The sequence below is a fragment of the Iodidimonas gelatinilytica genome, assembly GCF_008579125.1.
Taxonomy (GTDB): domain Bacteria; phylum Pseudomonadota; class Alphaproteobacteria; order Sphingomonadales; family Rhodothalassiaceae; genus Iodidimonas; species Iodidimonas muriae.
In genome coordinates, this window is record NZ_BKCL01000003.1 from 156,122 (window position 1) to 180,555 (window position 24,434).

General features: G+C 57.0%; 24 protein-coding genes and 3 pseudogenes. 19 read left to right on the forward strand and 8 right to left on the reverse strand.

The window, feature by feature from the left end; translation table 11 throughout:
- Positions 1-60 precede the first annotated feature (60 nt).
- Positions 61-297, forward strand: a complete 237-nt coding sequence (locus tag JCM17844_RS05535; protein ID WP_150000033.1) for a hypothetical protein — start codon at positions 61-63, stop codon at positions 295-297.
- Complete coding sequence (locus tag JCM17844_RS05540) at positions 249-893, forward strand: ABC transporter substrate-binding protein (protein WP_210431433.1); 645 nt, start codon at positions 249-251, stop codon at positions 891-893. The genes JCM17844_RS05535 and JCM17844_RS05540 overlap by 49 nt, the downstream gene beginning before the upstream one ends.
- Before the next feature lie 39 nt (positions 894-932).
- Here the strand turns inward: JCM17844_RS05540 and JCM17844_RS05545 are convergent, their stop codons facing one another.
- Positions 933-1,085, reverse strand: coding sequence for a DUF1674 domain-containing protein (locus JCM17844_RS05545; protein ID WP_235898922.1), 153 nt, complete (start codon positions 1,083-1,085; stop codon positions 933-935).
- Between the two features lie 151 nt (positions 1,086-1,236).
- Here JCM17844_RS05545 and htpX point away from each other — a divergent pair, with 151 nt between their 5' ends.
- The 7 genes and pseudogenes from htpX (at position 1,237) to purH (ending at position 7,726) form a co-directional block, all read left to right on the forward strand.
- Positions 1,237-2,208: a zinc metalloprotease HtpX gene (gene htpX / locus JCM17844_RS05550; protein WP_150000036.1), complete on the forward strand. Its 972-nt coding sequence runs from the start codon at positions 1,237-1,239 to the stop codon at positions 2,206-2,208.
- A gap of 90 nt (positions 2,209-2,298) precedes the next feature.
- The gene (locus JCM17844_RS14525) at positions 2,299-2,841 is read left to right on the forward strand and encodes a transcription antitermination factor NusB (protein WP_210431434.1); all 543 of its coding nucleotides are present in this window, start codon (positions 2,299-2,301) and stop codon (positions 2,839-2,841) included.
- A 76-nt stretch (positions 2,842-2,917) separates the two neighbouring features.
- The gene (locus JCM17844_RS14530; RefSeq protein WP_210431435.1) at positions 2,918-3,598 is read left to right on the forward strand and encodes an RsmB/NOP family class I SAM-dependent RNA methyltransferase; all 681 of its coding nucleotides are present in this window, start codon (positions 2,918-2,920) and stop codon (positions 3,596-3,598) included.
- Between the two features lie 54 nt (positions 3,599-3,652).
- On the forward strand, positions 3,653-4,318 hold the full coding sequence (gene rpe / locus JCM17844_RS05560; protein WP_150000037.1) for a ribulose-phosphate 3-epimerase: 666 nt from the start codon (positions 3,653-3,655) through the stop codon (positions 4,316-4,318).
- A gap of 12 nt (positions 4,319-4,330) precedes the next feature.
- A complete protein-coding gene (locus JCM17844_RS05565; RefSeq protein WP_150000038.1) occupies positions 4,331-4,750 on the forward strand; it encodes a hypothetical protein in 420 nt (139 codons plus the stop codon).
- A gap of 614 nt (positions 4,751-5,364) precedes the next feature.
- A pseudogene (locus tag JCM17844_RS15855) lies at positions 5,365-6,140 on the forward strand (heparinase II/III domain-containing protein).
- On the forward strand, positions 6,137-7,726 hold the full coding sequence (purH, locus tag JCM17844_RS05580) for a bifunctional phosphoribosylaminoimidazolecarboxamide formyltransferase/IMP cyclohydrolase (protein WP_150000041.1): 1,590 nt from the start codon (positions 6,137-6,139) through the stop codon (positions 7,724-7,726). The pseudogene JCM17844_RS15855 and the gene purH overlap by 4 nt, the downstream one beginning before the upstream one ends.
- 173 nt (positions 7,727-7,899) lie before the next feature.
- Here purH and JCM17844_RS05585 read toward each other — a convergent pair whose 3' ends face one another.
- Entirely contained in the window at positions 7,900-8,238 is a 339-nt protein-coding gene (locus JCM17844_RS05585; RefSeq protein WP_150000042.1) for a DUF1491 family protein, read from the reverse strand.
- A 50-nt stretch (positions 8,239-8,288) separates the two neighbouring features.
- On the opposite strand from JCM17844_RS05585, the gene JCM17844_RS05590 reads away from it, so the two are divergent.
- Together JCM17844_RS05590 and JCM17844_RS05595 are read left to right on the forward strand one after the other, a co-directional pair.
- Positions 8,289-9,734 (forward strand): cryptochrome/photolyase family protein, encoded by a 1,446-nt coding sequence (locus tag JCM17844_RS05590; RefSeq protein ID WP_150000043.1) that lies wholly within the window; start codon positions 8,289-8,291, stop codon positions 9,732-9,734.
- Between the two features lie 70 nt (positions 9,735-9,804).
- Positions 9,805-11,079, forward strand: a complete 1,275-nt coding sequence (locus JCM17844_RS05595) for an SAM-dependent methyltransferase (RefSeq protein WP_210431437.1) — start codon at positions 9,805-9,807, stop codon at positions 11,077-11,079.
- Between the two features lie 27 nt (positions 11,080-11,106).
- On the opposite strand, the gene JCM17844_RS05600 is transcribed toward JCM17844_RS05595, so the two are convergent.
- On the reverse strand, positions 11,107-11,892 hold the full coding sequence (locus JCM17844_RS05600; protein ID WP_150000044.1) for an alpha/beta hydrolase: 786 nt from the start codon (positions 11,890-11,892) through the stop codon (positions 11,107-11,109).
- On the opposite strand from JCM17844_RS05600, the gene JCM17844_RS05605 reads away from it, so the two are divergent.
- The 7 genes and pseudogenes from JCM17844_RS05605 to JCM17844_RS05635 all read left to right on the forward strand — a co-directional run bounded on the left by JCM17844_RS05605 (position 11,893) and on the right by JCM17844_RS05635 (position 18,939).
- Positions 11,893-13,092 carry a glycosyltransferase family 4 protein gene (locus tag JCM17844_RS05605; protein ID WP_210431439.1) on the forward strand — a complete coding sequence of 400 codons (1,200 nt, stop codon included), beginning with the start codon at positions 11,893-11,895 and terminating at the stop codon, positions 13,090-13,092. It abuts the gene before it with no gap.
- 189 nt (positions 13,093-13,281) lie between these two features.
- A complete protein-coding gene (gene thrS, locus JCM17844_RS05610) occupies positions 13,282-15,198 on the forward strand; it encodes a threonine--tRNA ligase (RefSeq protein WP_150000185.1) in 1,917 nt (638 codons plus the stop codon).
- 87 nt (positions 15,199-15,285) lie between these two features.
- Positions 15,286-15,873 carry a translation initiation factor IF-3 gene (gene infC / locus JCM17844_RS05615; protein WP_150000046.1) on the forward strand — a complete coding sequence of 196 codons (588 nt, stop codon included), beginning with the start codon at positions 15,286-15,288 and terminating at the stop codon, positions 15,871-15,873.
- A gap of 56 nt (positions 15,874-15,929) precedes the next feature.
- Complete coding sequence (locus JCM17844_RS05620) at positions 15,930-16,763, forward strand: tetratricopeptide repeat protein (protein ID WP_150000047.1); 834 nt, start codon at positions 15,930-15,932, stop codon at positions 16,761-16,763.
- 339 nt (positions 16,764-17,102) lie between these two features.
- Entirely contained in the window at positions 17,103-17,348 is a 246-nt protein-coding gene (locus tag JCM17844_RS05625; RefSeq protein WP_150000048.1) for a DUF6460 domain-containing protein, read from the forward strand.
- A gap of 416 nt (positions 17,349-17,764) precedes the next feature.
- Positions 17,765-18,136, forward strand: coding sequence for a hypothetical protein (locus tag JCM17844_RS05630; protein ID WP_150000049.1), 372 nt, complete (start codon positions 17,765-17,767; stop codon positions 18,134-18,136).
- 198 nt (positions 18,137-18,334) lie between these two features.
- A pseudogene (locus JCM17844_RS05635) lies at positions 18,335-18,939 on the forward strand (OmpW/AlkL family protein).
- 62 nt (positions 18,940-19,001) lie between these two features.
- Here JCM17844_RS05635 and wrbA read toward each other — a convergent pair.
- From wrbA to bioF, 5 genes and pseudogenes are all read right to left on the reverse strand, one after another.
- Positions 19,002-19,603, reverse strand: a pseudogene (gene wrbA, locus JCM17844_RS05640) (NAD(P)H:quinone oxidoreductase).
- A 108-nt stretch (positions 19,604-19,711) separates the two neighbouring features.
- Positions 19,712-20,986 (reverse strand): adenosylmethionine--8-amino-7-oxononanoate transaminase, encoded by a 1,275-nt coding sequence (locus tag JCM17844_RS05645; protein ID WP_150000050.1) that lies wholly within the window; start codon positions 20,984-20,986, stop codon positions 19,712-19,714.
- A 153-nt stretch (positions 20,987-21,139) separates the two neighbouring features.
- Positions 21,140-21,295, reverse strand: a complete 156-nt coding sequence (locus JCM17844_RS14540) for a hypothetical protein (protein ID WP_210431442.1) — start codon at positions 21,293-21,295, stop codon at positions 21,140-21,142.
- A gap of 144 nt (positions 21,296-21,439) precedes the next feature.
- Positions 21,440-22,117, reverse strand: coding sequence for a dethiobiotin synthase (gene bioD / locus JCM17844_RS05650; RefSeq protein ID WP_150000051.1), 678 nt, complete (start codon positions 22,115-22,117; stop codon positions 21,440-21,442).
- On the reverse strand, positions 22,114-23,271 hold the full coding sequence (bioF, locus tag JCM17844_RS05655; protein WP_150000186.1) for an 8-amino-7-oxononanoate synthase: 1,158 nt from the start codon (positions 23,269-23,271) through the stop codon (positions 22,114-22,116). Before bioF ends, bioD begins: the two co-directional genes overlap by 4 nt.
- A 150-nt stretch (positions 23,272-23,421) precedes the next feature.
- On the opposite strand from bioF, the gene bioB reads away from it, so the two are divergent.
- On the forward strand, positions 23,422-24,432 hold the full coding sequence (bioB, locus tag JCM17844_RS05660) for a biotin synthase BioB (protein WP_150000052.1): 1,011 nt from the start codon (positions 23,422-23,424) through the stop codon (positions 24,430-24,432).
- Positions 24,433-24,434: the final 2 nt, after the last annotated feature.

Here is a 24,434-nt window from a genome sequence, read left to right on the forward strand (position 1 = left end):
TTGGCCTTATCATATTGAAACTGTGCAGGCTGAACGCCCAATGCGGGACCGATCAATTTCATGGCCAGTGATATGAAAACCCTTGTGGATGCGCGAGGACGAATACTTATGCCCCATGAGGGCGAGGCGCGGATCGTGTCTTTGTCTCCGGCTTTGACAGAGCTTGTGTTTGCCCTTGATCTGGGAACGCATCTGGTGGGCCGGACAGGGCGATGCGCAAAATCGGTGGAGGGGCTTGCGGCGGTGTCTTGTGTGGGGATCTGCACAGCATTGATTATGAGCGCCTGCAATCGCTGAACCCTACCCATGTGTTGATGGATTTCGGCAATACGCCCAAGACGGTGGTGGATGCGCTGGATGCTCTGGAGCTTCCCTTGCTGAGCGTTGAAATGACCGACCCGCAGCAAAATTTCGATCTTTATTCGCTGTTTGGCGCGGTTTTTTCCGTACCAATGGCAGCAGATACCTTGTCGCGGCGCTTTGAAGCGGCCTTGGCCCGCGTCACCATGGCCATGCGCAACAAAACCCGGCAGCGGGTTCTGTATCTGGCGCAGAAAGACCCGTATCAGACGGTGGCGAAATCCAGCTATGGCGCGGCCTTGCTCGATCTGGCGCAGCTGGAACTGATAGGTGCTCCTGAAACGGCCAGCGAGATGGAAGATGGCGGCGCGCTTGCGATGACCGAGTCGTTGTTATTGAGCGTGAATAAAATTCTGTTCAATGGATCGTCGGTAAAATTCAAACGGGCCGATATCAAGGCCTTTGCCGAGGAGTTCGGCGTTCCGCGCAGCAAGCTGGTCCGGCTGGACAATGATCCCAATATGCAATTTGGCGTGCGGGCCATTGATTCGATGGATCGCTTGATTGCCCTGCGGGAAAAGACCGACGCCTGATCGTCCGGTCGCGCCGCCATCCTTTAAAATCACCGTTATTTAAAAGTCGCTGGCAATGCCATTTTTCTCCCAATCGCCAAAGCGGGTGGGTTCCGGCCCTTTGCGGCCGCCCAGTTCTTTCGCATTTTGTGGGGCGGTGGGCTGATCGGCTTTTGAGGCCGGGGCGGTGGCTGTGGGTTTCGGGTCCGACATGGGCAGTCTCCGGCTTTGGGGCATCTTTGATTTGCTGTTTTATATAGGGCCGCCCGGTCGATTCGTCCATTGACCATATATGGGAAGCCACCCACATAAGGGGCGGCCATGATCGGGGCCATCATGCGGTAACAGGCCAACGGGATTAACGATGAATTATCTCAAAACGACACTTCTTCTTGCGGCGATGACCGGGCTTTTTCTAGCCATCGGGTTTTTGCTGGGTGGAACCGGCGGCATGGTTATTGCGTTTTTGGTGGCCATCGCCATGAACGGATTTGCTTATTGGAATTCCGATAAACTGGTGCTGCGTATGCAAGGTGCACGCCCGGTCAATGAAGCGCAGGCCCCGCAGCTTTACCGTATTGTCTCTCGTTTGGCGGCGCGGGCGCAATTGCCCATGCCAAAGGTTTATCTGGTGGATCAGGCGCAACCCAATGCCTTTGCCACCGGGCGCAATCCGCAAAATGCCGCCGTGGCTGCCACCACCGGGCTGTTGCGGTTGCTTGATGAAGATGAAATCGAAGGCGTGATGGCGCATGAACTGGCGCATGTGAAAAACCGCGATACGTTGATTATGACCATGACGGCGGTGGTGGCAGGGGCCATTTCCATGCTGGCCAATTTCGCGCTGTTCTTTGGCGGAAACCGGAACAATCCTTTGGGTATTTTCGGCGCAATTCTGATCATGATTTTCGCGCCTATGGCGGCGATGCTGGTGCAAATGGCCATCAGCCGTACCCGTGAATATGCCGCCGATCGCGGTGGGGCCGAAATCAGCGGCAAGCCTATGGCTTTGGCCAGTGCGCTCGATAAATTGCAAAATGGGGCGCGGCGTTGTCGCAATGATATAGCCGAGGCCAATCCGGCGCAGGCCCATATGTTTATTGTCAATCCATTGTCCGGCGAGAAGATGGATAGCCTGTTCTCTACCCATCCGGCGACACAAAACCGGATTGCCGCTTTGCGTGCTTTGGCCGGGTCCGGTGGGGGTGATGGTGATAGAGGCCCGTCCTCCCATCGGCAGGGCCAGCCTTGGGCCAGCCAGCGGCCTCGCCGGAGCACGGGTTCTGTGTCGGGCAGTGTGCCAAGGGCCGGACGGCGCGATCATTGGCGTCCATGACGGTGTTTTTCGCTGAATTATGATGTTTTTGCGCTTTCGGCCAAGAGCATGGCTTCCCTTGCCGCGCGCTTTGCATCATAGTCCGCCGCCATGACAGATAGCCTTGCCCCGCGCCGTTTCGCGCTTGCCATTCTCGACCATATATTGAACCGCCATCAGACATTGGATGGAGCGGTGGATCAGGCGTTGAAGACATGGCCCATGATTGGATTGGACCGCTCTTTTGCGCGGGTCATTGCCACCAAAACCCTGCGTAATTTGGGGTTTATAGACCATGTTCTGGCGGATTTCCTGACCCAGGGTGTGCCCGATAAATGCCGGTATGCGGATCTGGTCTTGCGCGGCGGTCTGGCGCAGATCTTGTTCATGGATGTGCCCGATCATGCGGCGGTGGATAGCTCTGTGCGGTTGATCGCGGGTGCCAAACATCGTGCGGACCGGGGCATGAAGCCGGTGGTGAATGCGGTGTTGCGCCGGGCGGTGCGTGAACGGGACAGCCTTTTGGCGCAGCTTGATGCAAATCCAAGCCTTGCTTTGCCGCGCTGGTTGGCAGATCGCTGGCGGAAGGCCTATGGCGCGGAAACGCTTTCGGATATGGCGCGGGTGATTATTGCCGATCGCCGCTGGATTTGAGCCTGCGGGGCCCCATGAGCAAGAAGCGTTGGCCAAGGCGCTCGAGGGCGTGTGTTTGCCCACAGGGTCGGTGCGTTTGACAAAATTGACGGACGTGACGGCGCTTGAGGGGTTTGATGAAGGACGCCTTTGGGTGCAAGATGCCGCAGCCAGCTTGCCGGCGCGTCTTTTGCCCGAGGGGGATGCCATTGATTTCTGTGCGGCACCGGGCGGTAAAAGCCTGCAACTGGCGGCCCAAGGGCGGCATGTGGTTGCGCTTGACCGGTCGGCCCGGCGGCTGGCCCGCCTACGCGAAAATCTCATACGGACCGGGCTGGATGCCGAGATTGTGGTGTCCGATGCGCTGAACTGGACCCCAAAACAGGCCCCCAAACGGGTGTTGCTGGATGCGCCCTGTTCGGCCACGGGCACTTTGCGCCGCCACCCCGATACCGGCTGGCTAAAAAGCCCCGTCGATGTGGAAAAGCTGGCGGCTTTGCAAAGCAAGCTGCTGGATCATGTGGCCCACATCATGGCCGATGACGGGGTGATGGTCTATTGCGTGTGTTCTTTGGAACCCGAAGAAGGTGAAGATCAGGTCCGCGCCTTTTTGCAGCGCCGCCCGGATTTTGAACGGATGGCGATCACGCCCGATGAACTTCCCGGCCTTGATATGGCCCTGAACAAAGACGGCGATGTGCGCACCTTGCCAAGCCATTGGGCGGTTCAAGGCGGACTGGATGGATTTTTTATTGCCCGTTTTCGCAAGATTGCCTGATTTGCGTTGCCATGGCCGTTGAGCAAAGTTTAAGAAACTGCTAACGAGCAGAGCATGACACAGCCTTTACGCATTGCCCCGTCCATTCTTTCCGCCGATTTCGCGCATCTCGGTCAAGAGGTGCGCGCCATTGATGATGCCGGTGCGGATTATATCCATATCGATGTGATGGACGGGCATTTCGTCCCCAATATCACCATTGGGCCGGCGGTGGTGAAGGCGCTGCGCCCGCACACGAAAAAGCCGTTCGATGTGCATCTGATGATCGCTCCGGTGGATCCTTATCTGGAAGCCTTTGCCGAGGCGGGGGCCGATATCCTGACCGTGCATCCTGAAGCCGGACCCCATCTGCATCGCAGCCTGCAAAGCATCAAGGCTTTGGGCAAACGTGCCGGTGTTTCGCTTAATCCGGCAACGCCCATCAGCGCCATAGAGCATGTGATGGATCTGGTGGATCTTGTGCTGGTGATGACGGTCAATCCCGGTTTTGGCGGGCAATCTTTTCTCGAGAGCCAATTGGGCAAGATCGAACAGCTGCGCAAGATGATCGACGCCACGGGCCGCCCCATCGATCTGGAAGTGGATGGTGGTATCACCGCTGAAACTGCCCCTCTTGCCCGTTCTGCAGGGGCGACTGTGTTGGTGGCAGGCACTGCAAGCTTCAAAGGTGGTGCAGCCGCTTATGCCACCAATATTGCGGCTTTGAGGGGCAAGGAATAAGGCGCGCATTTGATGAACAATCCCGCCGCAATCAAGATGAAACCGGCGGATCCGGTGCATCAGGAGCAACGCTTGCTGACACGGCCGATGGCGGACAGCCTTGTGGATCGGCTGAAAGCCGGTCTTGGCCAGCGCCTAAGGGGCTGGGCTTATGGCACCCTTCTTTATGAATGGCGCTTGAAGGGGCGGCATCCCTTGAAATTGCTGGGCAGCCCCGATGATCCCTGGCCGGGTAATCCGCAGGCGGGGGACGCGCTGTTGGCCGGCTATATGGTGATGGGCGATGACAGGCTGGAGGTGGATGACCCCGCCTTTTGGCCCAAGGCGGCGCAAAAACCTGCCTTGCGGCGCTATGCTTCGGCTTTCACTGGTTGCGCGATCTGGCACATATGGTGGATCAAAAACGCGCGCGGACAATTGCAGAACGTCTGATGCGCGGCTGGCTGGCGCGGTATCACCGTTATCATTTCGAGGCGTGGACGCCGGTGGAAACGGCCCAGCGTCTTGGCTTCTGGCTGTTGCACGCGCCCTTGATCCTTTCAAGCGACGATCTGGTTTATCGCAGTGCGGTGTTGAATGCCACGGCCCGTCAGGCCCGCCATCTGGCGCGGGTGGCCGGGGATTCGCCATCCGGCGCGCCTTTGGTGGATGTGGCGGGTGGCCTTATTCTATGCGGGTTGTATCTGCCCCACGGGATGGGCTTGCGGGCGAAAGGGGAAGCCCTGTTGCGTCGGGCGCTGGCGGCTTTCGTTTTGGCCGATGGCGGGGTTATGACCCGCTGCCCCGATGATGTATTGTCGGTAATGAAAAGCCTTATCATTGTGCGCGATGCGTATATGAGCCAGCAAGAAGAGCCATTATTGGATATCCAACATGCTTTGGACCGCATGGCACCGTTTTTGCGGGCTTTGCGCCATGAAGATGGCCGTTTGGCGCATATCAATGGCGGCGGGGCAGAGCCTTTGGGGCTTGTGAGCCGTATTCTGGACCGTTCCGGCACAACGGGACAGGCGCTGGATTATGCCCCCTATAGCGGCCTGATGCGTATGAAAGCGCGGGGGCTTCTGGTGCTGTTCGATGCCATGCCGCCTGCGCCTTCTGGCCGGGATATGCGCGGGCATGCAGGGGCGTTGTCTTTTGAATTGGCGGATGGCGGGGCCCGCATTGTCACCAATATCGGTCCGGTGCCGGATGGGGCAAAAATTCTGGCGCCGGATATGGCGGCTTTGGTGCGGACGACGGCGGCCCATTCCACTTTGGTGGTGGACAACCGCAATTCCACGGAATTGCGCGATGGCGTGCTGGGCGATGGGGTGAACAGCATTGAAATCAGCCGCAGCCAAAGCGCCGATGGCCTGTCCATCTCGCGCGCCATGATGGATATCGCCGCCGCTTGAAACTGGATCACCGCCGCAGCCTGACCATGAGCGCGCGCGGCGACAAGCTGGAGGGTTGCGATGAATTGCTGCCCCAAGGCCGTATCCCAAGGGGCGGGATCGACTTTGATCTGCGCTTTCATCTTCATCCCCGAATTACTGCTTCGGTGACGCAAGGTGGTTCGGCAGTGTTGTTGCGTTTGTCCGATCGGCATGGCTGGCTGTTCCGCCTTGAAGGTGGCAGCGCCGAATTGGAAGACAGCCTTTATATGCAGGAAGCGGTGCCGCTTCAAAGCCAGCAGATTGTTGTCAAAGGCACGGTGCGGCGCGATGAAGCGTGCAAGATTTTGTGGCAATTTGAACGCTTGGGGGCCGCAAAATCCCAGCCGCAATCATCAGACAATGCCACCGTTTTGGAACAGACAAGGGAAGAATCCGCACCATGAACGACATCATCCATATTCGCCGCGCACTTATTTCTGTATCGGATAAAACCCGGCTGGTGGAACTGGGGCAGGCCTTGGCGGCGCATGGGGTGTCGATCCTGTCCACGGGCGGATCGGCAAAGGCGCTGGAGGCTGCGGGCATCAGCGTTACGGAAGTGGCGGATTATACCGGCTTTCCTGAAATGCTGGATGGTCGGGTGAAAACGCTGCATCCTTTGGTACATGGCGGTTTGTTGGGTGTGCGCGATGATGAAAGCCACCGGGCTGCCATGGAAGATCATGGTATCGATCCCATCGATCTGGTGGTGATCAATCTTTATCCCTTTGAAAACACAGTCGCCAAAAATGCGCCTTTCGCAGAGTGCATCGAAAATATCGATATTGGCGGTCCGGCCATGATTCGTTCTGCTGCGAAAAACCATGCGTTTGTCACGGTGGTCACCGATGTCAGCGATTATGATGCGCTGCTTGAAGAATTGTCTGAACAGGAAGGCGGCACCACTTTGGGATTGCGTCGGCGGTTGGCGGCGCGGGCCTATGCGCGCACGGCGGCTTATGATGGCGCGATTTCAAGCTGGTTTTCCCGGCAATTGGATGATCCGTTTCCGGCCCGCAAAACCTTGTCTGCCAGCCGCGATGCGGTGTTGCGCTATGGCGAAAACCCGCATCAAAAGGCCGCCCTTTATAAAGATCCTTTGCAGCCGCGAATCGGCGTGACCACGGCACAGCAGCTTCAGGGGAAGGCGCTTAGCTATAACAATATCAACGACACCGATGCGGCCTTTGAACTGGTGGCGGAACTGGATCGGGATCAGCCGGCGGTGGCCATTATCAAACATGCCAATCCTTGCGGCGTGGCCTATGGCGAAACGCTTTGTGATGCTTATGAAAAAGCACTGGCTTGTGATGCGGTGAGCGCCTTTGGCGGTATTGTGGCGCTGAACCGTTCATTGGATGGCGAAACGGCCCGGAACATTGCCAAAATCTTCACCGAAGTGGTGATAGCCCCCGACGCGGATGAAGAGGCCCGTGCGATCATGGCCGCCAAAAAGAATTTGCGGTTGTTGATCACCAATGGCCTGCCCGATCCCGCCCAAACACTGATGACATGGCGGCAGGTAGCGGGGGGCTTTTTGCTGCAAGACCGGGATACTGGCCATATCACCGCTGATGATTTGAAGATCGTCAGCAAGCGCGCCCCCAGCGATGCAGAAATCCGCGATATGGTGTTTGCCTTCACCGTGGCCAAGCATGTGAAATCCAATGCCATTGTATATGCGCGCCATGGCATGACGGTGGGCATTGGCGCCGGTCAAATGAACCGCCGCGATTCCAGCCGTATTGCCGCCTTGCGCGCCGGAGAAGCGGCGCAAGCCGCCGGTGAAGCGCAGTCCTTTGCTTTCGGGTCGGTGGTGGCATCCGATGCCTTTTTCCCCTTTGCCGACGGGCTGCTGGCCGCCGCAGATGCAGGGGCCACGGCGGTGATCCAGCCCGGCGGTTCCATGCGGGATGAAGAGGTGATCGCGGCTGCGGACAAGGCCGGATTGGCCATGGTGTTCACCGGTATGCGCCATTTTCGGCATTAAGCGGGCTTTTTCCCCGCGGCGTGCTTTTTGATCGTCATTCCCGGGCTTGACCCGGGAATCCAGATCTTTTTTGTAACGCCCTGCAGTGTGGCTTGACTGGATCCCCGGATCACGTCCGGGGATGACGGTTTTTGATCTGGCGGCAGTTCGCTGGCGCTTCGATTATCCAACATTCAAAGGATTGGCTCGTCCAGTTGATGGCGGCCATGGGGGTCTTCGATCTCCAGCACCCAAAGATCACGGTCGCGGGCAAGGCGCTTTTCGATCATCTCCTCAACATGGCGGTCGTCCACCGGCTGTGGTCCGGTGCTTTTTATCCATGCCCGCCCGCCATCCATGGCCATGGTCGGCTCCAAAAGCTGTGATCCGCGGTTGAAGCCGTTGATTTTCAACAAGATACCGCCTGCATCCACATCTCCGCGATGGCGTAAGAACGCCTCCAGATCCAAAGCCTGACAGCGGCGGATATGGGCTTTGATCCAAAGCTCCGATTTCAATCGTGGAGAAAACATGCGGCGGTCCGATGGTGGGGCATAAGCTGTTTCGTGATATGAAAGGCATTATGGCCTTGGTTCAACCCATCATTTTATGGTTCCGGCAAGATTTGCGTCTGTCGGATCATGTGGCGCTGATGACAGCGGTACATGAAAAGGCCCCGATTCTGCCGGTTTTCATTCTGGATGATCGGCTGGAGGTCAAAGGCTCCTGGGCGATGGGGGCGGCCAGCCGCTGGTGGCTGCATCATAGTCTCAAGACATTGGATCACAGCCTGCGTCGCTTGGGCAGCCGTCTTGTTCTCCGCAAGGGCTGCGCCAAGACTATTCTTATAGAGCTGTGCAATTCTTTTGGGGCGCAAGCGGTTTTTGCCAGCCATATGATCGAGCCAGAGGCGCAAAAGCGCGATAAATGCGTGGCGGATGCGCTGGCTGTGCCAATGCGTTTGTTTGAGGGGGCCTGTCTTTATCCGCCGGGGGAGATCCGCACTCGACAAGGCGGGATCTATCAGGTGTTTACGCCTTTCTGGAAGGCCATATTGGCGCGGCCCGATCCGCCCGCGCCGCTGGCATCGCCCGACCATCTGTTTGTCCCGAAGGTCTGGCCGGAAAGTGCGGCTCTGGATGATCTGGCCCTTTTGCCGCGCCATGATTGGGCTTCAGGGCTGGATGCGCATTGGGATGTGGGGGAAAAGGCCGCCCATAAGCGCTTGGCGGCGTTTTTGGAAGACGACATTTCGGCCTATATCCAGGCACGGGATCGACCGGATCGGGCGGGAACGTCGGGTTTGTCCCCGCATGTGCATTTTGGCGAGATCAGCCCCCGACAGCTATGGCACCGGGCACAGGCGGCGTGCTTCAGGATGGATGCAGCGAAAGAGGGCGCACAGGCCTTTTTGCGTCAGGTGGCATGGCGTGAATTTGCCTATCATCTTTTGGCTCATATCCCCGGCCTGCCTGAAAGCCCCATGCGCCCTGCTTTTGCGACATTTCCTTGGGAAAAGAACGAGACAGGGTTGCGGGCCTGGCAGCGCGGCCAAACCGGCTATCCCATTGTGGATGCGGGGATGCGGCAATTATGGCAAACTGGGACAATGCATAATCGGGTGCGGATGATCGTGGCCAGTTTTCTGGTGAAAGATTTGATGATCCACTGGCATGCGGGGGCCCGGTGGTTCTGGGATACATTGGTGGATGCGGATTTGGCCAATAACAGCATGGGCTGGCAGTGGGTGGCAGGCTGTGGCCCCGATGCGGCGCCGTTCTTCCGCATTTTCAACCCCGTCAGCCAAGGCCAGACCCATGATCCTCAAGCCGCGTATATCCGCCACTATGTGCCGGAAATAGCCGCGCTTCCGGCGCGTTATATTTACCAGCCATGGACCGCACCGGCCTCTGTTCTGGACAAAGCCGGGATCCTATTGGGGACACATTATCCTTTTCCCATTGTTGATCACCAAAAGGCGCGCCAGCGGGCTTTGCAGGGGTATAAGGAGATGAAAAAAACCATGTGATCAAGGTGCTTTGAGAAGTGTCGGACTACGCGTAAACTCATGTCTTTCGGGGGTATGTTGCTGGGGAGCGATGATGGAAGATCATGGAAAACGGGCCTTACAGGTCACGCAGGCCGGGATGTCGCCTGTGGATTGGCTGATGGCGCGGTTGGGCGGCTCCAGGGCGCTGTTTGCCTTGGGGCGTGGGCGGTTGAAAATTGGCTCGGCCTTGCTGCGTTTGCCCGATGGAAACCAGCATTATTTCAAGGGCACCCGGGATGGGCCCCATGCGGAATTCGATGTAAAGCGCTGGCGGGCTTTGGGCCGTATGGCCCGCGGCGGGGCGCTTGGTTTTGCCCGCTCTTATATGGATGGTGATTGGGACACGCCGGATCTGGCGCAGGTCTGCGCTTTGGGCTCGGCCAACCGGCACAGTATGGCGCAGGGGTTGCGCGGTTCAGCCTTGATGCGCGGGGTGGATCGGTTGCGCCATGTCTTGCGGGCCAATACCAAAGGGCAGGCGCGAAAGAATATCGCGTTCCATTATGATCTGGGCAACGGCTTTTATAGCCCGTGGCTGGACGAGACCATGACCTATTCGTCTGCTTTATTCGCCCCCGGGGATCAAGGGCTGGAAACGGCCCAATTGCGGAAATATCGCAGGCTTCTGGATGTTTTGCAGGTCAAACCCGGCGATCATATTCTGGAAATCGGTTCGGGCTGGGGGGGCTTTGCCGAAGTGGCCGCCGCCGAACGGGGATGCCGCGTTACTGGCCTTACCCTAAGCCGCGAACAGCTTGATTATGCCAGCGGGCGTATGGCGCGGCAGGGGCTTTCCGATAAAGTGCAATTCGCCTTGCGCGATTATCGCGATGAAACCGGCCGCTATGATCATGTGGTGTCCATCGAAATGTTCGAAGCGGTGGGGGAAGCCTATTGGCCGGTCTATTTCGACACATTGCGGCGGGTGCTAAAGCCCGGTGGCCGGGCCGGGCTGCAGATCATCACCATTGATGAAGGGCTGTTCCCCGCTTATCGGAAAAGCGCCGATTTCATCCAGACATATATCTTCCCCGGCGGCATGTTGCCCACCATTGCCGCTTTGCAAAAACATACAGCGAAAGCCGGGCTTGGCTGGTGCGATATGCGCAGCTTTGCCGATAGCTATGCACAAACCCTGTCCCTATGGCGCACGCGCTTTAATGCAGCGTTTGAAGCGGGGGCCTTGCCGCATGGCTTTGACGATGTGTTTCGCAGGCTATGGAATTTTTATCTGCCTATTGCGAAGGGGGATTTCGCGGCGGCAGCATTGATGTGGTGCAGCTTGCTTTGGTGCGGGATTAGAGCCCGGAGGGCCGGGCTCTAATAGGTTTTGATTAGATAAGAGCCATGCTTACCGGCTTGCCAGATCGTCCACGGCGTGCATCAGGCGCGCCAGATCGTCAGGCGTGCTGAGCCGATGATCGCCGGATTTGGAAAGGCACAGATTGAGATCGTCGCTTTGTAGCATGTCCATCAGGGTCAAGGCGTGGCCCATGGGTACATCTTCATCCTTGCATCCTTGCAAGATCCGCACCGGGGCGGTGACGGGAATGGGCTTGTCCAGTAGCAGATGGTTGCGACCATCCTCGATCAAGGCGCGGGTGATGATATAGGGGTCGTCGGAATAGTCGCTGGGTTGTTCGTAAAACCCTGTGTCCATGATCTGCTGTTTGACAGCATCGGAAAATCCGTCCCACATCAGCCTTTCGGTGAAATCCGGCGCGGGGGCGATCAGGACCAGTCCATGCAGGCGCTGGGGACGGGCCAAAGCCACCAGCAAAGCCAGCCATCCCCCCATGGAGCTGCCCACCAGAATTTGCGGCCCATCGGTCAGTTGATCGATCACGGCCAGACTGTCTTTCAGCCATGCGCCGATGGTGCCATCGACAAACCGGCCCGAAGAAGCCCCATGCCCCATATAATCGAATCGTATGAAGGATCGGTCGGCTTTTGCGCAATGAGCCTCCAAAGCCAGAGCCTTGGTGCCGGTCATATCGGATTTGAATCCGCCGAGAAACACCACGCCGGGGCTTTGTCCCTTGCTTTGCGCATAGGCAAGCTGGACGCCATGGGGTGTGTCGAGTATGGATGGCGCTGTCACAGATCCTCCTTCATCAGTTATAAACGGGACGTGCATATGTCCGAATATTCGTCGTCACGCGACCTTATCATTCGGCCATTGTCGAAGGAACTGGCGGATGCCTCGGTCTTGCAGGTGATCGATAATCTTGAGCCCCATGGCCTCGCCCGTTCGGCGGTGGATGTGGCCAAGGCTTTGGCGGCGCGCGGGGCGACATCGCTGATTGTTTCGTCGGGCGGTGCTTTGGTGCCGGAAGCGCGAATCGCCGGGGCCGATCATATCAATCTGATGCCGCCGGCGCCCAATCCTTTGAAAATGCGGCTGATGCAACGCCAAATCGCGCGACTGATCCAAAAGCATAAGGTGGATATCGTTCATGTGCGAAGCGCCGGATTTGCGTGGCCGGCGCTGCGGGCGGCCAAAGCGGCCGGCTGTGCCAGCATCAGCACGGTCAGTGATGTATCGGCAGAAACGGGCGGCTTTTTTACGCGGCGCTATGAGCGGGCGTTTACCGGTGCCGATCATATCATCGCCATTTCCGATTTTATTGCCGAAAAGGTGCGGACCTTGCGGGCCGTCCCCACAGAGCGGTTGTCGGTGATTCATCGCGGCATCGATCTGGCGCGCTTTAATCCGGCGGCGATCAAGGCCCAAAGGCTGATCGCTTTGGCCCGGCGATATGCCTTGCCTGATGACCGCGCCATTATTCTGGCGGCGGGCAGTATCACGGCGCGCAATGGCTTTGACCATCTGATCGAGGCCATTGCCAAGATGGACCGTGACGATGTGTTTTGCCTGATTCTTGGCGACGAGGCAGGCGATCCGCAGGCGGGCCGGGCTCTGGAGTCGCTGATCGAGGCGCGCGGACTGGGCGGCAAGGTGCGGCTGGGCGGTCACTGCGATGATATGCCCGCCGCCTATATGCTGGCGGATGTGGTGGCGGCCCCGACCATTGAACCGGAAGCCTTCGGACGGGTTTGTGTGGAAGCGCAGGCCATGGGGCGTCCGGTGGTGGCTTGTCGCCATGGCGGGGCGCGGGAAACCGTGCTGGATGGGGAAACCGGTTGGCTGGTGCCGCCCGGCGATGATGCGGCTTTGGCTCAGGCCCTTATGCAGGCGGTTCAGCTTGATGCGGCCGCTCGGCGCACCATAGCCATGAAAACGCGCAGCCGCATTGTCACCAGCTTTGGGCGGGAACGCATGTGCGAGCAGGTGTTGGCCCGTTATAGCCTTTTGCTTGCGCCGCACGGGGATTGAACGCCGCGAACGCCTTGCGTGGGCCGGTGAACTGGCATACATAAGCGTGCCATATGAAAGCGTGCGAAAAACTGTGCCTGTGCGCAGGCATTGACCGATAGAAAGTGTGATCGAAGCCTGTGTCGGCTTTGATGAACCGGAATGAGAGTGATGGACGAACATGCCGCGATGCCAGAAGGGGCCGATCAGATGTCTGTGACGCTGACCCTGCCCGATAACAGCCAACGCCATTTCGATGGCCCTGTGACCGGTGCGGATCTGGCCGCCGATATTGGCCCGGGGCTTGCCAAAGCGGCCATGGCCGTGCGGGTGGATGGGCAATTGCGTGATCTGGATGTGCCGATCACGGCAGATGCCCATGTGGCCTTGATAACGGCGCGGGATGAAGAAGAAGCGCTGGAGCTGATAAGGCACGATACGGCCCATGTGCTGGCCGAAGCGGTGCAGGAATTGTTCCCCGATACGCAAGTGACCATCGGCCCCGTGATCAAGGACGGGTTCTTTTATGATTTCGCCCGCGACAAGCCTTTCACCACCGAAGAGCTGGAGGTGATCGAGGCGCGGATGCATGAAATCGTTGCCCGCAACGAGCCGATTCGCCGTGAAGTGTGGGATCGGGATCAGGCCATTGCCCATTTTCGCTCTATCGGTGAAAAATATAAAGCGGAAATCATCGAGGATCTGCCGCAAGGCGAAGAAGTCTCGGTCTATCGTCATGGGGATAATTGGCTGGATCTGTGTCGGGGTCCGCATTTGCCCTCATCGGGCCGCATTGGCGGCGCGTTCAAGCTGATGAAAGTGGCCGGGGCTTATTGGCGCGGCGATCATCGCAATGAAATGCTGACCCGTATTTACGGCACCGCCTGGCGCGATAAAAAAGAACTGAAAGCCTATCTCCATCGGTTGGAGGAAGCGGAAAAGCGCGACCATCGCCGCTTGGGAAAGGGCATGCAGCTTTTTCACTTTCAAGAAGAAGCGGCGGGCATGGCCTTTTGGCATCCCAAGGGCTGGGCGGTCTATCGTGCTTTGGAAGATTATATCCGGCGTAAGCTGGATAAGGCGGGCTATAAGGAAATCAAGACCCCGCAGATCGTTGACCGGTCTTTGTGGGAAAAGTCCGGCCATTGGGACAAATTCGCCGAGCATATGTATGCGCTGACCTCGGAAGAGCGTGATCTGGCGGTGAAGCCGATGAACTGTCCGTGCCATGTGCAGGTGTTCAACCAGCATTTGCACAGCTACCGCGATCTGCCGTTGCGCCTGTCGGAATTTGGCTCTTGCCATCGCTATGAACCATCGGGGGCGATGCACGGCCTGATGCGGGTGCGGGCCTTCACTCAGGATGACGCCCATATTTTCTGCACCGAAGATCAGATTCGCTCGGAAAGCGAGGCATTTTCCGCTTTGCTGTTCGAGGTTTATAAAGATCTCGGCTTTGAGCAGGTGCGGGTGAAATTTTCCGATCGGCCCGATGTGCGGGCGGGTGATGATGCCACTTGGGACCGGGCGGAAGCGGCGTTGAAAGATGCCACGGAAGCCATGGGGCTTGAGGTGGAGTTGAACCCCGGGGAAGGCGCCTTTTATGGTCCGAAACTGGAGTTTGTGCTGACCGATGCCATTGGCCGCGATTGGCAATGCGGCACCTTGCAAGTGGATTTCGTACTGCCCGAGCGTTTGGATGCGTCTTATGTGGGGGAAGATGGCAGCCGGCATCGTCCGGTGATGCTGCATCGCGCCATTTTTGGTTCGTTCGAGCGGTTTATCGGCATTCTGATCGAACATTATGCCGGACGCTTCCCGCTATGGCTGGCGCCGGTGCAGGTGGTGGTGGCCACCATTACGTCTGATGCCGATGCCTATGCGCAGCAAGTGCTTGAACGCTTGAAAGCGGCCGGGTTGCGCGCCGAGCTTGATGTGCGGAACGAAAAAATTAATTATAAGGTGCGGGAGCACAGTGTGGCGAAAGTGCCGGTGCTTTTGGTGGTCGGCAAGCGTGAAGCCGAAGAGCAAAAGCTGTCGGTGCGCCGGTTGGGATCGCAAGATCAGACCACCGAAACGCTGGATGATGCGATTGCTTCACTGGTCGAGCAAGCACGCATGCCTTAAAAGGCAATCGCATATGCGGCTGTTATGCGCTGGCCACTCGCCAAATGAGGGTTCACGTATTATAGTCGTTTGAACGAAGAATTTGTGATGATTGGGCATGAGGCCCATCGCTTAAAGCTGCGAGGAGGAAAGCTCATACGTAAAGGTCGTCTTGTCGGTCCGCCGCCGAAACCAACAGGCCCGCGGATCAACGAACGTATCAAGGTGCCGCAAGTGCGCCTGATCGGACCCGATGGAGACAATCATGGTGTTGTCGATATCGACACTGCCTTGCAGGTTGCCCGGCAGGTAGGGCTGGATCTCGTCGAGATTTCGCCCAATGCCGACCCGCCTGTGTGCAAGGTTCTGGATTTCGGAAAATATAAATACGAAGCCCAGAAAAAGGCGAATGCCGCCAAAAAGAAACAAAAGACCCAGGACATCAAAGAGATCAAGATGCGTCCGGGGATCGATGTTCATGATTATCAGACAAAAATGAAGGCCATGAACAAGTTTCTGGATGCTGGCGACAAAGTAAAGGTCACCTTAAGATTCCGCGGCCGCGAAATGGCGCATCAGGATTTGGGAATGGACGTTTTGAAGCGCGTTCAGGCTGATATTGCGGAGATTGCAAAGGTTGAAGCACATCCCCGAATGGAAGGCCGCCAAATGACGATGGTGGTTGCTCCCAAATAACGGTACGGCGGAAAACGGGTTTGCAAGCGGACTTTGTTGTGAAAAGGCCGTTTTCCGTGTTGTGCCACCTTCGCATTGTGTGCCGCCTGTGGATTTTCGGGTTGGCCCTGATTCTCGGATTGGCTGAAGGGCCGATCGGGGCCACGCCCGGTTTGGCGCAAGCACCAAATAGTCTGGCGCAATCGGCTTTTGATGAAGGCCGGTGGCGTGATGCCGTGCGTCTGGGTGCCATGCCCCAAGATCCGCTTGGGATGGCCATTGCTGCCCAGGCCGAGCTGATGTCTTATGCCTATAGCGATGATCTGGCCGCCCAAAGCGCGGCTGTTGATCGGGCCGTTTTTCTGGCGGATGCGGCAAAGGTCCTTGCTCCCCACGATCCATTTGTGTTGCTGCAAGGGGCGGCGGCTTATGGATTTCGGGCGCAACTCAACCGAAGCAGAAGGGATGCCCATATGGCCCGTCAACTGATCGACGCGGCCTTATGGCAGGCGCCGGATAATGCTTATGCGCAGGCCGCTCTTGGGTTTTGGCACGGGCGTACTGTGCTTGGGGCCGGATCATTTGCGGCACGGATGGTCTTTGACGCCCGGCGGTCATCGGCCATAGAGGCCTTTGAAAAGGCTTTGGCGCTGGATCCGGACAATCTGGTCATTCGGTCCGGCTATGCCCAGCTTTTGGTGCGCTTTGGAAAAAACGCGCATCGCTCAGCGGCTCTTGGCCATCTTCGGTGGGTGGTGGCGGCCTCTGCGCGGACGGCGCTGGAGCGACATATGCAAGAAAATGCGCAACTTTTGCTGGCGGCGCAGGACGCCGGTGCGGACCCGAAAGCGTTGAAGCAATTGGCGGATGACTTGGCACCCTTTTCGGATTCGTCTGCAAAGGAGGGATGAAGGGCTAAAACTATGGCCGATCTGGCATGGGGAACCAGACCGGCCATTTTGCACGCTTCATGCTTGTGACCGCTTGGGGAGCGAAGGAAAAAGCTTCGGGGGTCAGGAAGAAGCCTTCGCCTTTTGCAACCTTTGGACGGTCATTCTTACTATTACAAGGTTCATGCCAGTTTCGGATTCGCAGAAAACTGCGGTTTTTGCGTTTTAGATGTGTTTCAATTTGCATATCCGAACGATTTCGCAATGCAATTAGCAAAAGTGGCCTGGCGCTGCGGGGTGTTTGCCGTCTGCTTTTTGTGCGCTATAGCTCGGTATCCATCACGCTGAAGGATTGACGGAATGAAATCCATTTCCCTGTCTCAGATTATTGGCCTGATCATCGCCAGCCTTGTGGTGGGCTTTATTTTAAAAGCCATCGATATGTCGCCCATGGATTTTTGGAAGGTTCTATGGGAGCGTATTTCGAAATTGGCTTTATGGGCATGGAACGGGCTGGATGGCTTGGCGCTTTATGTGCTGATGGGGGCGGCCATCGTTATTCCCATTTATGTGTTGATGCGGGTGATGAAAAAAGGGCGCGGCTAGCGCCGTCCGGCCTGATGGGACTTTGAGAAAACAGAGCGCCCGGATCCAGACCGTCTCTTGATAATGCACCTATAAAGAAAAGACCGATCCGGGATGGGGTCCGGATCGGTCAGTATGGTGCACGCTTCGTACATGTTGCTCTGGAACTTGTCAGACCCTCCTGGGGGTCGAGGTCTGGTGGGTCTGACAAGACCATAACGCAACAGATATATCCAAAGAAGCAAATGCCGTGCCAGTTTTGGAAATGGGGGGTTTGCTCGGATTTCTATTCGTTTCTGTGGAATTGTTTTCATAATTCTCATATTTCTTCGCAAAATGCGTTGCAAAATGCAAAATTATGGCCTTATGAAATTTTAAGACCTTTGTGCAATTCTCTTCCCATGTTCATCATGTGCCGCATCTTTCTGCTAAGTCTTTTGCTTTGGGCCCTGAGCACCGTTTCTGCCGGAGCGGAGGATAAAAAGGCTGCGGATGACGCGCCCATTTATATTCAGTTCGCCCCCATTTCCGTGCCTTTGATGCAAGGCGGTTATGTGCAGGGCAGTTTTCATATTCGTCTGGAACTGGCGGTCACATCGGAAAAAAACAAAGAGGCCGTTGACCGCATGGTGCCGCGCCTTGAAAGCGCGTATCTGATGTCCTTGGTGGATTTGTCGCGCTATGTCATCCGGGCGGATGAACCGGCGGATCTGGCCAGCATTGGCGCGGTTCTTCAACAAAGCACCAATGATATTTTGGGTCCGGAAAAAGCACGGGTCCTGATCTCGGAAGCTGCCGTCCGGCGCTGAGCACGCGCTTTAAGGCGCGCTCTTTTCTCCATGTAGTTTGGCAATATTTGTCGATTGTTGACTCATTCTTGATATAAATCAACTTTCTGTGAGCGCTGTGGTTCTAAAGGAGGGGCGTCTTCTACGGCGTGAAAGGAAAGCCCCATGAAAAAGACCAGTCGCACAATCGACCGCATCCTTCCCGCAGCATGTGTTGCCATGAGCGTGCTCGCGCCGGTTCATGCATTGGCGCAGGACAGTTTTGTCTCCGCCGGTGATTTTATCGTGCGTGGCCGCGTCATTGTAGTAGAGCCGGACGAAGGGTCCACCATCACCCCTATCGGTGGCAAGGTGGGCATTGACAAGGCGGTGATGCCGGAAGTGGATTTCAGTTATTTCATCACCGACAATATTGCGGTGGAATTGATTGCAGCGGTCTCTCCCCATAATCCGAAAGCCACAGGAACCGCTTTGGGAGATATGAAGATTGGCGACCTGCTGTTGCTGCCCCCCACCTTGACCTTGCAATATCATTTGCCGGTCAGCAAAAATCTCAAACCCTATGTGGGGGCGGGCGTGAACTACACCATGTTCATTCGTGAAAAAGCGGATGGCGGCATCGTGACCGATCTGAATGCCAAGGATAGCTTTGGCGTCGCCCTGCAAGCGGGGCGGATTACCGGATCAAAGGGCCGTGGATGCTTAATGTTGATATGAAAAAATTGTTCCTGGATACCAAGGTAACGGTCAATGGCGGCGCTGTGACGGCCGATGTGGATATCGATCCTTGGATTTTCGGTGTCGGCGTTGGCTATAAATTCTAGGGCTGCCTGCGATAAAACGGGCCGCAAAGCCGATTGATTTCGGAGTTGCGGCCCGTTTTCAGTTAACCGTGAAGTTTCGCGGCGATTTTGGCCACATGCGCTCCTTGGCCGCGGGCAATGGCCAGTTCGGTTTTTGTCGGGGTGCGGGAGCCATCGGCACCGGCAATGGTGGCGGCCCCATAAGGTGATCCACCACGCACTTCGTCCAAAGTGGTCAGTTCCGGGATCGTGGCATAGGGTGCGCCCACCAGCACCATGCATGATGGGCAAGGGTGAGCCATGTGCTGATGATGGTGCTTTCATTGCCGCCACCGGTTCCGGTAGAGGTGAAGACACTACCCACCTTGCCGGCCAGAGCGCCTTTTACCCACAATCCACCGGTTTGGTCGAAGAATGTGCGCATTTGACTTGCCATATTGCCAAAACGGGTCGGCGTGCCGATGATAATGGCGTCATAATCGCCCAGCTCTGCAGGAGTGGCTTCGGGGGCCTTCTGATCGAGCTTGGCGCCGGCTTTTTCTGCTACTTCTGGTGGCATGGTTTCCGGAACGCGTTTGATGACGACATCAACGCCGTCAACACGGCGCGCCCCTTCGGCAATGGCGTGGGCCATGGTTTCGATATGGCCGTACATGCTGTAATATAAGACAAGAATTCTGGTCATTGTGGTTGCTCGCTCATTTGGGTGCCTACCATGGAGAATAAGCGTTTTTATCGTCGAAACCAGACAGATCCTCGCCTACAAACTGTTTCTTTTATGGAAACGACAGCCCTATAGGCTGCGTACCACATCACAAACACCCCGCATCAATTGGTCGAGGGATTTTGGGTCGATGGTCAGCGCCGGGGTCAGATAAATTACCGACCCCAAAGGACGCACCCATAGCCCGCGCGCCAGAAACGCATCCCGCAAGCGCGGAATATCAGGAGCTTGCTTCAGCTCCACCACGCCAATCGTCCCTAAGACCCGCACATCGGCGCAAGCCGCAGCAGAGCGGCATGGCTCCAGCCCTGCTGTCATTTGCTGTGCAATGGCGCGGGCTTGGCCCAGCCTGTCTTCGCGTTCAAACAAATCAAGCGATGCATTGGCGGCGGCGCAGCCCAAAGCATGGGCCATATAGGTGGGGCCATGCATCAGGGCATGATCGGGGTCGTCGCTATGGAAGGCTTCGTAAACGGGGCGGCGGGCAATGGCCGCCGATAAAGGCAAGGTGCCGCCGGTAAGGGCTTTGGAAAGGGTGATGATATCGGGCACCAGATCCGCTTTCTGGCAGGCAAACATATGGCCGGTGCGGCCAAATCCGGTGAAAATCTCGTCAAGAATCAATAAGATGTCGTGTTTCTTTGCAAGGCGGGACAGAGCGCGCAGCGTTTCGGCGCTATGAAAACGCATACCGCCCGCCCCTTGCACCAAGGGTTCGACGATGATGGCCGCAAGGTCGCTTTTATGCTGCGCCAACAGACGGTCCAGCGCCGCCAGTTTGTCGGGGTTTTCGGGCAATTCGCCCATGATATGCTGCGCCAGAATACCGCGGAAATGCCGGTGCATCCCTTCATCGGGATCGCAAATGGCCATGGTGCCAAGGGTATCGCCATGATAGCCGTGGCGGAAAAACAAAAAGCGGTGCCGTCGCTGGCCTTGATTGATCCAGTATTGCGCCGCCATTTTCATGGCCACTTCCACCGCCACAGAGCCGGATTCCGCAAAGAACACCCGATCCAGATCGCCGGGCAGATGGTGGGCCAATCGTTGCGCCAATATGGCCGCCGGTTCGTGCATCAAGCCGCCGAACATCACATGGGGCATGCGTTCAAGCTGGTTTTTGATGGCGGCCAGAATATGGGGATGGTTATAGCCGTGGGCGGCGGTCCACCAACTGGCGATGCCATCGATCAGACAGCGCCCATCGTTTAAATGGATCGAGGTTTTTTCCGTATGGGAAACGGCAAGCGGCGGCTGTGCGGTTTTCATTTGGGTATAGGGAAACCACAAATGCCGCACACCGGGATCATACCAGATGGGAGCGTCGGTCAAGGGAGATGTCATGGGCGGCCCTTTTTGAAGATGGACCGCAGCCATACCATAGCGTCGGGGGTCTGGTGAAACCCGATCTTGGGGCAGGACTGTCCGGCTAATGAATAGAAACGCCCTGAGGCACAGGAGAGCTTTTCAGGCGCGCCAGAATATGTTCGTGAATGTTCAGCACATATCAAAGCCATTGGCATCGTCCAGCGCCCGCATTTTCTTGAGCGCTTCATCGGCATAATAAAGGGCCCGGTCGCCAAAATTGCGCAACAAGGTATCGGCGGCGATTTCGAAATAAGGGGTGGGGTCGAAGTTGGGGGTGACTGGCATGATATGCTCCGGTAAAATACAGTACCAAAGCTTCAGCAAATGCCGGGCCAGTTTTATAAACTTTGTAACCTATTGATATTGTTATATTTATTTATATATTGCAAAAATGGTAGCGGAAAGAAGGCAGGCTTTGCCGATTTCCTTTCAAGACTTGCCGGGCAGATTAAGCCCGGCCAATAGATCCGGCGCATTTTGATAAGGATGGGGGCCATGAAGGCGCGGCAGGGTCAAAACCGGGCAAGGCACCAAGGCTTGTAATGCGGCCTGCGTTTCCAAAAGCGGCACCGGTTCGTCCAATGATTGGCTGATAATCACGGCATGGCTGTAAAGGCCGCGTGCGTGCAGTGCTTCGATGGTGGCAAGGCTGTGGCTGATGGTGCCCAAATAGCTGCCGACCACCAGAATACAGGGGCAGGCCAGATCGGCCATCCAATCGGCCACCAAATAGCGGCCATGAAGGGGAACGAAGGCTCCGCCCACGCCTTCGATCAAGGTGGGACCGGGGGCTTCGATCTGTGTGCGGCAAAAGGTGTTCAGGGCCGGAAGGTCAATTGTACGGCCTTCCTTGGCGGCGGCCATAGGGGGCGCAAGGGGGGCTTGGTAGCGCCATGGCGAAATCCTATGGGCCTGATCGGGCGGTAGCCCTTGGGCGTCTAGCAAGATGGCGGTATCGCTGTCTTTGTCCGCAGGATCATAGCCGGAAATAATCGGTTTCAGCGCGGTCACCTTTTGGCCCGCATGGCGCAATTGATGGGCAAGGGTGGCTGTGACCACGGTTTTGCCAATGCCGGTGCCGGTGCCGGTGATAAACAATCCTGTCATGGGGCAAGGCCAAGATTTTTGATGCTTTGGCAAAGCCGGTCCACATCTTTTTCCTGATGGGTGGCGGAAAAGGAAAAGCGCAGTCGTGCGGTGTTTTCAGGCACAGTGGGCGGACGGATGGCCACCACCAGAAAACCGGCCTGCTGCAATTTTTCCTGCGCGTCCATGGCCTTTTGCGGGCTGCCGATGATCAGCGGCACCACAGCGCTTTGCGGTGCGGGCAATCCAAGCGTTTGGCAAAAGCGTCGGGCAAGGGACAACGGTCGGGCGCAGCGCTCCGGATCCATGCTGATGATTTCGAGAGAGGCGTGGGCGGCGGCAAGGGCCGAGGGCGGCAGGCCGGTGGTATAGACCAGACTGCGGGCGCGGTTGCGCAACAGATCCACCACCGCATGGGAGCCAGCCACATAGCCGCCATAAGAGCCAAGCGCCTTTGATAAGGTGCCCATCATCAGATCGGGCTGCACCCCTTGGGAAAAGGCGGTGCCATGTCCGTTTCCCAAGACCCCCAAACCATGGGCGTCATCCACCATCAACCAGGCATCATGGGTTTTGGCAAGATTGTGGATGTTCTTCAGCGGAGCCTGATCACCGTCCATGGAAAATACCCCGTCGGTGAGGATCAAGGCATGGCGATGGGCATGGCGGTGACGGGCCAGCAAATGGCCCAGATGCGCCATATCATTATGGGCAAAGCACTGGACCCGGGCGCGGGAAAGCTGCGCTCCGGCAAAAAGGCAGGCATGGGCCAGTTCATCGATGAAGATCACATCCTGAGGGCCGGCGAACACCGGAATGGTGCCGATATTGGCCAGATAGCCCGATCCGAACACCAGAGCCGCTTCGCAGGATTTGAAGGCGGCAAGGCGGGTTTCAAAGGCATCATAAAGCGGATGATTGCCGCTTACCAAGCGCGAGGCACCGGCACTGGCCCCATAGGCTTCCACAGCCTTTGTGGCGGCGCGGATAATGGATGGATGGGTGGAAAGACCCAGATAATCATTGTCGGAAAAGGATAAAAGCGCCGCGCCATCACGCTTGGCCGCCATGCCTGAACGGCGCTCGGTGGGATATAAGCGGCGATGCAGATCGGCCTTTTGCAAAGCGATCAGCTTTTCTTGTGCCATGGTATCAATGCTGCTGGGCTGGTTCATATGGGGGCGATAGCCTGCGTGCGGGGCGCGGTCAACCAAATGACAGGAAAGCGCCGGATTTTGCCACCACGGCCAGCGAAACACCACAGGTCTTGACTTCATGGGATTGGGCGGGCAAGCGTGCGGGGCCTTTTAACGATGGGAATTGTCATGGCCAGCCTTCTCGACCGATCGTCCGCTCCTGATCAAGCCGTTCTGTCCGATGCACCCGATTTTGCGGTGCGCTCTGATTGGTCACGGGAAGAGATCATGGCGTTGTTTGCCCTGCCTTTCAACGATCTGGTGTTTCGGGCGGCACAAACCCATCGCACATATCACGATCCCAACAAGGTTCAGTTGTCGCAGCTTTTATCCATCAAAACCGGCGGCTGTGCCGAAGATTGCGCCTATTGCCCCCAATCGGCAAAATTTGCTGAAGAAACAGGGGTCAAGGCGGAAAAGCTCATGGATGTGGAGCGGGTCCTGAGCGATGCCAAAGCCGCAAAAGAGGGCGGTGCCTCCCGCTATTGCATGGGGGCAGCCTGGACCCGATTGAAAGACCGTGACCTTCCCGCCATCGAAGAGATTGTGCGTGAAGTGAAGGGGCTGGGGCTTGAAACCTGCATGACACTGGGGATGCTGGAACGCCATCAAGCAGAGCGCCTGCGGGCGGCGGGGCTGGATTATTACAACCATAATATCGATACCTCGCCGGAATATTATGGCGAAATCATTACCACCCGCACCTTTGATGAACGTCTGGAAACCCTTGGTTATGTGCGGGATGCCGGGATGAATGTGTGCTGTGGTGGCATTGTGGGGCTGGGGGAAGATGTCTCTGATCGTGCCGGAATGCTGGAGGTATTGGCCCGGATGACCCCGCATCCTGAATCGGTGCCGATCAATATGCTGGTTCAAGTAAAAGGCACCGCCCTTGAAGGCACCAAACCGCTTGATCCCCTGGAGTTTGTTCGCACGATCGCTGTGGCGCGTATTTTGATGCCGAAATCGGCGGTGCGTTTGTCGGCAGGCCGTGAAACCATGAGCGACGAATGTCAGGCTTTGGCCTTTTTGGCAGGGGCCAATTCGATCTTTTATGGTGAAAAGCTTTTGACCACCGACAATCCGGCCCATAACCGCGATAAAGCATTGTTCGACCGTCTGGGGCTTCAGCCCGCTTGATC

What these genes read in the sequence shown, in the direction of transcription:
- JCM17844_RS05625 (WP_150000048.1), top strand. Translation starts at nt 17,103, where the DNA reads ATGAAATCCATTTCCCTGTCTCAGATTATTGGCCTGATCATCGCCAGC.
- rpe (WP_150000037.1), top strand. Translation starts at nt 3,653, where the DNA reads ATGACACAGCCTTTACGCATTGCCCCGTCCATTCTTTCCGCCGATTTC.
- JCM17844_RS05645 (WP_150000050.1), bottom strand. Translation starts at nt 20,986, where the DNA reads ATGACATCTCCCTTGACCGACGCTCCCATCTGGTATGATCCCGGTGTG.
- JCM17844_RS05565 (WP_150000038.1), top strand. Translation starts at nt 4,331, where the DNA reads ATGAACAATCCCGCCGCAATCAAGATGAAACCGGCGGATCCGGTGCAT.
- thrS (WP_150000185.1), top strand. Translation starts at nt 13,282, where the DNA reads ATGTCTGTGACGCTGACCCTGCCCGATAACAGCCAACGCCATTTCGAT.
- bioB (WP_150000052.1), top strand. Translation starts at nt 23,422, where the DNA reads ATGGCCAGCCTTCTCGACCGATCGTCCGCTCCTGATCAAGCCGTTCTG.
- bioD (WP_150000051.1), bottom strand. Translation starts at nt 22,117, where the DNA reads ATGACAGGATTGTTTATCACCGGCACCGGCACCGGCATTGGCAAAACC.
- JCM17844_RS05590 (WP_150000043.1), top strand. Translation starts at nt 8,289, where the DNA reads ATGGCCTTGGTTCAACCCATCATTTTATGGTTCCGGCAAGATTTGCGT.
- htpX (WP_150000036.1), top strand. Translation starts at nt 1,237, where the DNA reads ATGAATTATCTCAAAACGACACTTCTTCTTGCGGCGATGACCGGGCTT.
- bioF (WP_150000186.1), bottom strand. Translation starts at nt 23,271, where the DNA reads ATGAACCAGCCCAGCAGCATTGATACCATGGCACAAGAAAAGCTGATC.
- JCM17844_RS05585 (WP_150000042.1), bottom strand. Translation starts at nt 8,238, where the DNA reads ATGTTTTCTCCACGATTGAAATCGGAGCTTTGGATCAAAGCCCATATC.
- JCM17844_RS14525 (WP_210431434.1), top strand. Translation starts at nt 2,299, where the DNA reads ATGACAGATAGCCTTGCCCCGCGCCGTTTCGCGCTTGCCATTCTCGAC.
- JCM17844_RS05595 (WP_210431437.1), top strand. Translation starts at nt 9,805, where the DNA reads ATGATGGAAGATCATGGAAAACGGGCCTTACAGGTCACGCAGGCCGGG.
- JCM17844_RS05535 (WP_150000033.1), top strand. Translation starts at nt 61, where the DNA reads ATGGCCAGTGATATGAAAACCCTTGTGGATGCGCGAGGACGAATACTT.
- JCM17844_RS05605 (WP_210431439.1), top strand. Translation starts at nt 11,893, where the DNA reads ATGTCCGAATATTCGTCGTCACGCGACCTTATCATTCGGCCATTGTCG.
- JCM17844_RS14540 (WP_210431442.1), bottom strand. Translation starts at nt 21,295, where the DNA reads ATGCCAGTCACCCCCAACTTCGACCCCACCCCTTATTTCGAAATCGCC.
- JCM17844_RS05545 (WP_235898922.1), bottom strand. Translation starts at nt 1,085, where the DNA reads ATGTCGGACCCGAAACCCACAGCCACCGCCCCGGCCTCAAAAGCCGAT.
- purH (WP_150000041.1), top strand. Translation starts at nt 6,137, where the DNA reads ATGAACGACATCATCCATATTCGCCGCGCACTTATTTCTGTATCGGAT.
- JCM17844_RS05600 (WP_150000044.1), bottom strand. Translation starts at nt 11,892, where the DNA reads ATGCACGTCCCGTTTATAACTGATGAAGGAGGATCTGTGACAGCGCCA.
- infC (WP_150000046.1), top strand. Translation starts at nt 15,286, where the DNA reads ATGATTGGGCATGAGGCCCATCGCTTAAAGCTGCGAGGAGGAAAGCTC.